This is a genomic window from uncultured Cyclobacterium sp., assembly GCF_963976465.1.
Classification (GTDB): Bacteria; Bacteroidota; Bacteroidia; order Cytophagales; family Cyclobacteriaceae; genus Cyclobacterium.
Genome location: NZ_CAXBOC010000143.1, coordinates 1 through 10,932, shown reverse-complemented (window position 1 = coordinate 10,932; position 10,932 = coordinate 1). Strand labels below are relative to the sequence as shown.

The window sequence follows — 10,932 nt, the reverse complement described above, 5'->3', positions numbered from 1 at the left end:
TGGATGTTTCTAAACGACGTTCGCTGGATAATTCTAACCATCATGTGGTTTATCACCATGTATTTCTTTATTGCAAAAGCAAAACCAAAGCACCAGTACAATGGCTGAAAAAAAAATATTTGGATTGACTCCTAGGTACACAGAATTGTTGGTGGTACTCATTGCATTTATAACCTTAATCTCAGGGTTGGTACAAATGCTAGCCCCTTCTTTTATGCTGGGTTTTATAGGAAAGGAAGTGGCAACCGCATCTTCGGCACATTTCTTCGGAATTGTAGGCATGTTTATGGCGTTATTTGGAGGCATGCTGCTCCATGCAGTTTACAGTGCTGTAACCAATAAACAGGTGGTATTGTGGTCGGCACTTCAAAAATTTGGAGCGTTTATAGCAGTATCAATAGGCGTGTTTAATGGTTTGTTCTCCATTTTAGCCATGTCTGTTGCCATTTTTGATCTATTTTCCGGACTGATTTTCTTTATTTATTTACGTGTGCTCAATACAAGTAATTCATAACTTTCTACAGGTTTTAGCATTGTAAGGAAGAACACTGTCATTATTCAGCGAAGCTTTATTATAAAATTTATTTATAATGTTATTGACTAAGCAACCATCTAAAAATCAACCGAACCGTGCATTAATACTTGCGGGTGGGGGAATGCGTGTTGCTTACCAAGCGGGTGTAATGAAAGCCATGCAGGAAGATGGTTTGGTCTTTTCCCATGCAGATGGGGCTTCAGGTGGTATATTCAATGCTTCCATGCTGGCCTCTGGACATTCGGTGGAAAATATCATTGAAAAATGGAAAACTTTAAACTTTAACCATTTCACTTCTTTTATCAAACTAAAGGAATATTTTAGACCATGGAACCTCAGGGCTTTTGGTGATGCAGATGGGATTCGGGATAAGGTCTTGCCCCATTTTGGTGTGGCAGTGGAAAAAATAAATAATCTAAAATTACCTGTTACTTTTTCAGTTTGCAATTTCACCAAAAAAACAGTGGATACCATACCTTCAGGGAAGGTAGAAGAAAACCACCTGTTAGCAGGAGTGTCTTTGCCAATTTTGATGCCAGCCTTAAAAGTAAAGGATGATTGGTTTATTGATGCGGTTTGGGTAAAAGATGCCAATTTACTGGAGGCAGTGAAAAGAGGAGCAGAAGACTTATGGTTGATTTGGGGAATTGGCAATTACCCGAGTTATTTATCAGGTTCGCTTAACCAGTACGTGCACTCCATTGAAATGAGTGCCAATGGGGCGATTTTTGAAGAGTTTGAGCAAATAAAATGGATCAATCAACTAATTGACCTAGGACATTCGCCCTATGGTCAAACCCGAAAAATTCAAGTTTTTGTAGTAAAGCCAAAGCTCCCCTTGCCCCTGGATCCTGAATTGTTTCTAAAGAAAATTACGGCAAGGGCTCTGATTAATATGGGGTATCAGGATGCCAAAAACTATCTCAATTCACTGCCGGAAAAAGGTGATGTACTTGATTTTAGTGCCACCCAGACCATAGATTCAGGAGATTATTTTTGTATCCCAATGGAATTTTCGGGAGAGATTTTGGAAGGAGAAAAAAGACATCAAGTTGTTTTCCATCTTTTCTTGCGACTTTCTTTTAGCAATGAATTTAAAATTCTAGAAGCTTTTTCAAGTCTTTATTTCGAGGAGAGTAAAGTGGAAATGATTGGCGGTGAAACTTCGGTTGAGATTGTCAAAAATGTTAACGGAAATGCCTCTATGACAATAGAGACCGCATTGAATGATAAAGAGAATAAGTATATTTTGAAAGCTGAATTAAAGTGTTCTGGCCCCAAGTATTGGTTAATGGGTCTTGCTTTTAAATCTATAGACTTGAAATTATCCTCTTTGTCAGAAAAAAACGATTTAATGGCAGGAACCCTTTATCAGGCCTTCTTTTCTAGGCTTAAAGGGGTATTGTTAAGCTTAGCCAAAAAGAAAAGTGGATCAAATGCCGGTTTGGTGTTTAAATATAGGATGTTACAAAAACTATTGAAGAATGAAGTTTGAAAGAAAACCAATGGTCAATTGGTATGACCCTAAGCAATTGGCTTTCACAAGTGTTAAAACAGTCTTGTCTTCTGTTTTTGGAAATTTTGCTGACCGAAGAGAGCTCCAGGCAGCACTTGATCAAGATTGCAAGCCTTTTGATTATTCCAAAAAAGAAGCATTATGGTTTGACTATATATCCGATTTAGGGGATGGATTTAACTCCACCTATACAATGGCCAGTCTATTGGCCAGAGAGGAATTGGAACTGAGAGGGAAAATCCTCAAAAGGGGGGATGTGCTAATAATGGGTGGAGATGAAGTTTACCCCACCCCCGAAAATATAGAATATGACAATAGGTTGAGGGGGCCTTATACAGCTGCTTTTCCAAAAGATAAAAAAGCCATAGAACGTCCGGATGTATTTGCTATTCCAGGAAATCATGATTGGTATGATGGATTGACTAATTTTTTAAGATTATTTACGCAAAAGCGTTCCTTGGGAAATTGGAAAACCCAGCAAAACAGAAGCTATTTTGCACTCAAACTTCCCTATGATTACTGGGTTATTGCCATTGATATTCAGTTGAATGCTGATATTGATTATCCCCAAATATGCTTCTTTAAAAAAATTGCCAAAGAGCATTTCAACGCCAATAGTAAAGTGATCCTTTGTACTTCTGAACCTTCTTGGGTTTACAAATCTTTCGACACAAAAAATGACTCTTTTGATAGGCTACAATTTTTTATTGATAAGGTATTATTGGGTCAAGGTGAAAAAGACTACGAAGAAAAAAACAAGTCAATAAATATCGAAGCAATATTAACAGGTGATTTGCACCATTATGCCAGGTATGAAACCATAAAAGACGAAACCAAGCCATGTCACTTTATTACTGCCGGTGGCGGCGGGGCCTTTATGCATCCTACTCATACTTTAAAAGAAGAAATAATAGGTACCCATGAAAGAAAAGCGGAATTAAAGAAAACATTCCCCTCAAAATCAGGATCTACCAAACTTAGTTTGCTAAACCTCGCCTTTCCGTTTTTTAGCCTTACGATGTTGTTGTTTTTTGGGACTTACAATGTCTTTACCACATGGATACTCCAAACAAAGCCTACCGGAGGGGAAAGTTTGATGGAAAAATTATCTGAATTCGACCTTTTCCAAGGTGAATTGTCTCAAATTTTGAGCGTCATAGGTTCTAATTTGTTACACTTTCCTACAGCTCTTTTTCTTAACCTCTTATTATTTGCCGGCTTAATATTATTTACTGATACCAGCTCAGGAAAAAAGAAACTCAATTATATCGCAGGTGTGATTCATGGTCTGCTTCATGTGATTAATTTTTATTTCCTATTGTGGCTTTTTTCCTATATGAACCTAACCGTTTGGGGACTTGAGGTGGATAATGGTAAACAAATAGCCCTGTTTACCGCTGAGATGGTAGTTCTGGGTGGGTTTATAAGTTGCTTGATTTTTGGCCTTTATTTAACGGTAAGTGTTAGCCTTTTAAAGAACCACATTACTGAGGCGTCCTCTTCTTATAGATGGGAAGGGTATAAAAACTTTTTGAGAATTTCGGTAACCAAAGAAGGGCTTACCATTTACCCAATAGGTGTAAAAAATGTAGTTAGCAATTGGAAAGAAGTAGGAACTGAGAAAAATCCTCGTTTTGAAGGAGGACCCATTAACTATGAATTGATAGAGGACCCAATATTTATAAAAAATGAAAAAATTAGCTAAACCCCTCGGCAGTATACAACCGGAATATGACTATGTGATTATAGGTTCTGGATATGGAGGTAGCATCTCAGCCTCTAGAATGGCTCGTGCCGGGCAGTCTGTTTGTCTTTTTGAGAAAGGGAAAGAGTTTTTGCCCGGGGAATTTCCCGATACCTTACTGGGTGCCTCAAAAGAAATGAATTTCATAAAGGGGAAATCTACGAGTCTTGAAAAAAACGGTCTCTATGAATTTACCATGGGAAATGGCATTAATGTATTTAAAGGTTGTGGGCTGGGTGGCACTTCCTTAGTAAATGCCAACGTCTCCATTAAACCGGAGAAAAGGGTAATGCAGGATGAAATGTGGCCCTTGCCAATAAGGCAAGACTTGGCCTCCTTTGAAGAAGGGGTAGATAGGGCATGGGATATGCTGAAGCCCAATCCATACCCTGAAAATAAAAATGGTTACCCGGTGCTGAAAAAAACCGAAGCCATGCGCAAATCAGCTGATTATATGTCGGCCCACTTTGGTTTATTGGATATCAATGTAAATTTTGAAAATAAAACCAATCACGCTGGTGTTGAGCAACCAAAATGTACAAATTGTGGGGACTGTGTTACGGGCTGTAATGTAGGCGCAAAGAATACCACGGCAATGAACTATTTACCGGATGCGTTTAACCATGGGGCAGATATTTTTACCTCCATTAATGTCCGGTATGTCAAAAAGTTTAAATCATATTGGCAGGTTTACTACCATCCAATTGGTATTGGCAGAGATAATTTTGATGCACCACTATTGTTTGTCAGGGCAAAGAATGTGGTGCTAAGTGCCGGTTCTTTGGGCTCTACGGAAATTCTTTTCCGTTCTGTCAAAAAAGGTTTAAAGGTTTCTGACAGATTGGGAATGAGGTTTACAGGCAATGGTGATGTACTTGGTTTTGGCTATAACAATGATGAAAGGATCAATGGCATAGGCTTGGGAAATAAGGGAACGGATCAAATAGCTAATGTAGGACCTTGTATCACCAGTATCATCGACTTAAGAGAACGCAAAGATTTATCTTCGGGAATGACCCTTGAGGAAGGAACCGTTCCGGGTCCAATAAGAAGTTTAATGCCTAAGGCCTTGATTGCTTTTTCTAGGTTGGTGGGAAAAGACACGGACAGAGGATTTAAAGATTACTTTAAAGAAAAGTTAAGAGAGTTGAGAAGCCTTTTTTTAGGAGCTTTTCATGGCGCAGTTGCCCATACCCAAATCTATTTGGTGATGACGCATGATGATGGAAATGGAGTCATGAAAATGGATGATGAAGGGAAATTAAACTTAAATTGGGAAGGTGTAGGTAAACAGGAGATCTTTAAGAAAGTTAGTGGAGAGATGTTCAGTGCCACTCAGGCTTTGGGAGGAACTAAAATACCCAATCCGACATGGAATAATTTGATGAATTATGATCTGGTAACTGTACACCCATTGGGAGGATGTGGGATGGGAGACAGTGTGGATAGCGGTGTAGTGGATCATAAGGGGCAGGTGTATTCAGGAGAAAGTGATACCGCCTTACACGATGGCTTGTATGTATTAGATGGAGCCATAATACCTAGACCCGTAGGGACCAATCCCCTCTTAACTATCAGTGCACTGACTGAAAGGAGTTGTAAGCTTATTGCTGAGGAGAAAGGCTATGATATGAATTATGATTTTGTGGCTCCATCCAAGCCGGTTGGTAATCAAATCACAGGTACCGGGGTGCAATTTACTGAAACCATGAAGGGCTTTATTGGTATTGGTGAAAAGGGAGATTTTGAAAAAGGCTTTGCCAAAGGGAAAATCGATAATACCACATTTGAGTTTACCCTAACCATTCAAACGGAAGACATTGACGCATTTATTACCAATGAGAAACATGCAGGTAAAATGGTTGGTAGTATGAGTGCTCCTGCAATATGTAAAGAAGCCATCTCTGCTTACAATGGTGATTTTAATTTATTTATTCAAGATGAGGGGGATAGTGAAAGAAAGCGGATGAATTATACAGCAGAACTTATCAGCCCTGAAGGTGATAATTTTTATTTTGAAGGTTTTAAAGACATCCACAACGACAATGTAGTGGATGCTTGGAAGGATACGACAACCCTTTTTATTACGCTTTATGAAGGGAATTCCCCTGCCGGGAATATTGTAGGCAAGGGTAAGTTGGTTATCAAGGTTTCAGACCTGCTTAAGCAGTTGAGAACTGTTAAGGCCATGCACCCAAAAACCAAAGAAGAGGGAAGAAAGGCCATCAGTTCTTTCGGTAAGTTTTTTGCCGGTAATGTTTTTGAAACCTATTTTAAACCTTAACGATGGATTCCCTGATAAGGTATCGGATTGTCAAGCTTTATTTGAACTTGTCAAGAATTCCGGATTTGCTTTCCATTTTCTCAGTAAACCAATGATTGGCCCTGGTGAGGAAATCTCGGTTATGATAAGCTTGGTGTTGGGTGTAAAGGTTGGTTAAATGCTGCTCTAAACCATCAAGCTGACTATCAGTCAAGCCAGTTTCCTGGCCGGAATTGGGCTGTTTTAGATCTTCCAATAGGTTCTCTGACGATTTAAATACAATATGATTGCCAATCTCCACATTGTTATGAATGTCCAAACCAAGTAACATTGGAAAAGTTATTTTATTCAAAGGAATATTTACTTCTTTAATATGATTCGGATCGTCTTTATGGTATAACCAGAACTTTGAAGGGCTATTGGCAAAAGAGCTCAAGGAGTCTTTTTTCCCAATGTTTGCAATACTTTCTTTTTCCTTTATCCATTTATCCCATTCAGCAGGCTGATATTTTTCTAAACTTATCAAATGTAAGAGGCTGTCTCTTATTTCATTGTTTGGATCGAACTGGTCAAATGAAACGATTGAATCTGTAAGGTCTAAAGCGATGTTTCTAACAGGGATTCTCAAGTCCCTATTTTCCCAGTCACGCAGGGCCATGGTTTTTGGAAGATATTCGCCAATGGCTATTGAATCTTGTAGCATTTGGTGTAAGCCTACATTCCATTGGGCTCTTAACAATAAGGTGTCCATGTTTGTCCACAGTGCAGCAGTCCGATTGTTTACCATTTCCTTATTGGTGTTAATAATCTTCGTCCAATCCTTCTCATCTATAAGTCCATCTACACTGATACGGTACCAAAAGGTAGCAAAATGGTTATAAGTTAAGCTTTGATCCTCAAACTCATTCGTTTGTAATTGTTTGAGCATTTGAACCAGTGTGTTTAATTTATTTTCGGCCAAATTCCTGTTATTGTACCTATCCTCTTGAGCCTCCTTCAATGAATCAATTTTGTCCAATTCTACTTCAAGCGTCCTTTCAAACAATGCAGCTTCTTCATAGCTGATATAGTGATCCTTCTGGATTTCTTTGGTAAGGTCTATGATTTCATCATGGTGAAAAATTACCTTTTTGACTTCTACTTCTGTAAGTAAATTGACTAACCGACTAATCGTTTGACCCCCATTTAACTCAGCCTGTTCAATTATTCCAGCAGTTCTCGCATTGGTTTTTAGCTTCTGGACCGCATAGATTTTTACTTTCTTGCTATCTTTAAAGTTTACCTTGCCATTGTAGGTCAGTAGGTCAAAACCCGGGATTCCTTTTTCAGGTATAAACCATGGGTTAATGTCGGCATTTAAGATTTTAGGAGCCAATCCAAAAATATGCAATTCGCCCACCTCCTCATTGAGGTAGTACATATGGCTTTGCAAATCTTTAAAATCAAAACCGGCTTTTACTGTTCCCCTACCAATCATGGCTAACTTTTTCTTCGCCTCACTCCGCGGAAGGTCAGATAATTTACTGGAAAAGTAATCTAAGGTAAATGCTTCGGTGGACCATTCGGCATTGGAATCGTCTAGATACCATTTCTCCAAGGTTTTTGTTAACCTATTTTCTCTTAATGGCTCTGTAATGACATCTTCCTTATCATTTTGCTTCAGATAAATAAAAGATAAAACTTCATTGAAAAAGAGCATTCGACTGGTGTTTTGCCAATCGCCCAGATAATTGAGTTTTTCAAGAATATTGCTTTTTCCTACTTCATTTACCAATGTTTTTGTCCTTACCCTTCTTTTAAGTTCATTATCGGGATCGCCAATCTCTAGGCGTTGGTCTAAAGTAAGCTTATGGAAGTTTCTCAGGTTATCAATTTCTTCCTGAATTTTATCAAATGTAGCTTCTGCCTGTAAATTAATTTGGGGTTCCTGTTGAAAATCAATTTGTACTTCATCAATAGAAGTCAATACTTCCCCATAATATTCAGCAGTGATCATTTCGCCAATTTCCCTAATTTCTGAAACCATATTGGCTGTAGGCTTTAATGTGGCCTTCCCTCCAAATACATTCATTGGATTCCACATGTACACCAATACTACTGCGGCAACCACAAGCAGTATTTGGATAATGAGGCGAGCACTACCAAGAATTTGACCTATCATGGATTTATGGTATTGTCTGAAATTTGTATTTGCCGGACTTTCAAAGAATCACTTTTGAAATGGATAAAAATCTCCTCAAAATCAAAGTTTTTTAGCAAAGTATGCATCAATTTCCTGGTATGGTTTTGACTGGTTTCCACCAAGCCCATATAAGGAAGCTGGTCTCTAATATCCATTTCTGCAAGCCTAAAGAAAGTTTCTTGATCTTCCAGGTTAATGGAGTTCAAAAAACGTTTTGGATTGGACACCAATGAATCTTCTATAAAATCCTCCGGAGGATAGGAGAAATTTATCACTTCAATTGTAGGAAGATAAAGGGTTATTTTATTCCCTTCAATCAAAATGTCCTCTTCTTTTATTTTTTCTAGGTTGATTCCTGTTTTAATTTTGGCTCTAGAGTAAGCTAAAAATGAGGCTTCATTAACGGGCACAAAAAGTATGTTTTTTTCCTTCTTTCCGAAAACGACCTTGTCCACAACAAATTCTGTAACCACCAAGTCACTTGCCTGTTGTATTTTACCTATAACCAAGCCTCTCTTTTCTTCTTTACAACTGCTAATTAGAATTATAACACCGAAGAGAAAGGCCATATGGAGCATTTTCGATTTTAAGCTTTCCATGTTTGCTCATTTTTGAATTGCTCATAGAAGTGTTTCATTTTGAGGTGGTATTCATTGACCTTATAGCCACTTCCATTATATCCATAGGCAAAAGATTCCCAATCGTAATTTCCTTCATTTGATTCAGAAATGTACTCAATCAGGGCTTTGCCACGTACCTTCTTAATTTTAATAAATGCCAGAAAATCCAAGAAATGGAAATATTCTGATTCATGTTGTTTGGCTTCAAATTCGGCTACATCCTTATAATTTCTGGATTTTATATTGTGTTCCATGTTTTCACCAAGTATTTGGAACAAACCCCAGGAAGTGGAATAAATGGCCGCCTTAGGATCTATTTTTTTGGCTTCTTCAAGCCTGTCGTATTCTTTTAAACCTACCCTGTAATGGGCTCTTGTCCACTTTTTATAGATAATGTCTTCATGGCCTACACTTAATGCTTCAGGGTCTTTTCCGAACGCATTAAGCCAGTACCAAAATTTATGTCCTTCAAATAGAATTTTCGCCCTTCCATCGCTTAGGTGTCCACGGCCTGCAGATTCCACCTTAACCAATGCCTTTATTACCGGTAGGCTTATTTTTATATTTTCCTTCGCTTCCAATTCATCCAAGGCGATCCTTATGTCCATGTCACTTAGCAATTTGCTATTGGTGTTGTCTTTGATTTGAACATATTCTTCTCTTTGTAAACTTATTTCGGGTTGTGCTTCAAATGAAGTGGATAACAAAGACCTTTGCTGGCTAGCCGGAGGTACGTCTGCAGGTTGAAGGCCGTTTTCAATGGAAAAGATCCTATCTTCATTGTCAAAGTAAGCATTGTCTAATTCCAGACTGTCCATAGGAACCATTGCCTTGCTTTCTTGAGAGGAAGAAGGGGACAGGGATTGATTATTTTGAACTTGCCCACCGTTTTGGGTATTGTTTTGTTTAGGTACCCACCTTTCGCGTAAGTATTTTAGAGACTTGTCCCCAAAATAGAAAGCGATCATCATTAAGAAGGCGGTTTCAAAAAATTCAAATTGTTGACTCAATAAGGCTGCATCTACTCCGGAATATTGTGTTCCAAAGCTGACGATCAACAATGACATTCCTCCCATCAGCAGGGTAAAAGCGATCATGCCCCTTACTGTTCCCGGAGGTAAGCCGAAAGTTTGACTTTTATACGGATTGTGTTCGGGCATTTCCAGATCAGAAGCTTTTACAGGAATGCCTTTGCTGTGCATGTCTCTGAAATCATAAATGCGTTGCCAATCCTGGTCTGTTAAGCCGTAATTTATATTGTAATGGTAAACAGACCACATAAAGTAAATGAGGAATAATGCGATCCAGATGACAGTGGTGGCAAGGCCTACCGCCTGAAATAGATTGTCATGCTCAATGTAAACAAAGAGGGCACCGAGAATTGCAAAGATGACCAGGATGACAGAAAGGATGACCGTTCCTTTAAAGAAAAAAGTATGGTATGGGTTAAAATTTGGATTCCTGTCTTTTACCTTGGGACTAATATGTCTTGCGATTAAGCCGTAGATAAAACTTAAGGCCACAATGATCACAAAGCCGATAGCAAAGGCATGGTTGGCGCTTTCCATGCTAGGCACTATGAAAATCAGGGCAGCAAGAGCGATTACTACTATCGAAATGATATGGATTATCAAATAATTTCGTTCGGATATAAAGGAAGACTTTGTGTCCTGATTATCGACGGATGAAGGGCTTTTTTCCATGGAGTATATCGGTCTGTATTGGTTATTGAATCATTTATTAGGCGTTGACTAGCTGCTGATTTTTAGTAAGTCGCTCCAACCAATTTTCGTTTAGAATATTGATAGTTAAGGGCTCATTTTGGTTTATCTTTGGATATACCATTTTATAGAAGCGTTCGTAAGCTTTCTGAGATTGTAGGATCATTTTTTCAGGATTGGCTGCATTGACCCCGTCCGCAATTAGAATACATCCTTCTGTGTCTTTATGCGTATTTCCTATATGGACATAAACCTTGTCATAGTTAGGAATTTCTTTTATCTCAATATGGTATGAAAACCAGTTAAACCTATTCCTATACCGTTGCGTCAATGGACTGAGGTTTTCATTGA

The 10,932-nt window shown here is 38.5% G+C and carries 8 protein-coding genes; 4 read left to right on the top strand and 4 right to left on the bottom strand.

All coding sequences use genetic code 11. From position 1 onward, the window contains the following. The first annotated feature begins 100 nt into the window (after positions 1 to 100). The 4 genes from AAC037_RS09905 (at position 101) to AAC037_RS09890 (ending at position 6,079) form a co-directional block, all read left to right on the top strand. Positions 101 to 514: a patatin gene (locus AAC037_RS09905; RefSeq protein ID WP_339902843.1), complete on the top strand. Its 414-nt coding sequence runs from the start codon at positions 101 to 103 to the stop codon at positions 512 to 514. A 76-nt stretch (positions 515 to 590) separates the two neighbouring features. Further along, on the top strand, positions 591 to 2,030 hold the full coding sequence (locus AAC037_RS09900; RefSeq protein ID WP_339902842.1) for a patatin-like phospholipase family protein: 1,440 nt from the start codon (positions 591 to 593) through the stop codon (positions 2,028 to 2,030). Further along, the gene (locus tag AAC037_RS09895) at positions 2,020 to 3,756 is read left to right on the top strand and encodes a metallophosphoesterase (RefSeq protein WP_339902841.1); all 1,737 of its coding nucleotides are present in this window, start codon (positions 2,020 to 2,022) and stop codon (positions 3,754 to 3,756) included. The genes AAC037_RS09900 and AAC037_RS09895 overlap by 11 nt, the downstream gene beginning before the upstream one ends. Beyond that, entirely contained in the window at positions 3,740 to 6,079 is a 2,340-nt protein-coding gene (locus AAC037_RS09890; protein WP_339902840.1) for a GMC family oxidoreductase, read from the top strand. The genes AAC037_RS09895 and AAC037_RS09890 overlap by 17 nt, the downstream gene beginning before the upstream one ends. 37 nt (positions 6,080 to 6,116) lie before the next feature. On the opposite strand, the gene AAC037_RS09885 is transcribed toward AAC037_RS09890, so the two are convergent. The 4 genes from AAC037_RS09885 to AAC037_RS09870 all read right to left on the bottom strand — a co-directional run. Continuing rightward, positions 6,117 to 8,219, bottom strand: a complete 2,103-nt coding sequence (locus AAC037_RS09885) for a DUF4230 domain-containing protein (protein ID WP_339902839.1) — start codon at positions 8,217 to 8,219, stop codon at positions 6,117 to 6,119. Beyond that, complete coding sequence (locus AAC037_RS09880; RefSeq protein ID WP_303611474.1) at positions 8,216 to 8,839, bottom strand: DUF4230 domain-containing protein; 624 nt, start codon at positions 8,837 to 8,839, stop codon at positions 8,216 to 8,218. Before AAC037_RS09880 ends, AAC037_RS09885 begins: the two co-directional genes overlap by 4 nt. Then, positions 8,827 to 10,563, bottom strand: coding sequence for an N-acetylmuramidase family protein (locus AAC037_RS09875; RefSeq protein WP_339902838.1), 1,737 nt, complete (start codon positions 10,561 to 10,563; stop codon positions 8,827 to 8,829). The genes AAC037_RS09880 and AAC037_RS09875 overlap by 13 nt, the downstream gene beginning before the upstream one ends. A gap of 37 nt (positions 10,564 to 10,600) precedes the next feature. After that, the coding region (locus tag AAC037_RS09870; RefSeq protein ID WP_339902837.1) for a DUF5675 family protein at positions 10,601 to 10,932 on the bottom strand (332 nt) is incomplete at its 5' end.

Coding starts and splice junctions, on each gene's coding strand:
- AAC037_RS09885 (WP_339902839.1), bottom strand. CDS start 8,219: ATGATAGGTCAAATTCTTGGTAGTGCTCGCCTCATTATCCAAATACTG.
- AAC037_RS09890 (WP_339902840.1), top strand. CDS start 3,740: ATGAAAAAATTAGCTAAACCCCTCGGCAGTATACAACCGGAATATGAC.
- AAC037_RS09895 (WP_339902841.1), top strand. CDS start 2,020: ATGAAGTTTGAAAGAAAACCAATGGTCAATTGGTATGACCCTAAGCAA.
- AAC037_RS09875 (WP_339902838.1), bottom strand. CDS start 10,563: ATGGAAAAAAGCCCTTCATCCGTCGATAATCAGGACACAAAGTCTTCC.
- AAC037_RS09880 (WP_303611474.1), bottom strand. CDS start 8,839: ATGGAAAGCTTAAAATCGAAAATGCTCCATATGGCCTTTCTCTTCGGT.
- AAC037_RS09905 (WP_339902843.1), top strand. CDS start 101: ATGGCTGAAAAAAAAATATTTGGATTGACTCCTAGGTACACAGAATTG.
- AAC037_RS09900 (WP_339902842.1), top strand. CDS start 591: ATGTTATTGACTAAGCAACCATCTAAAAATCAACCGAACCGTGCATTA.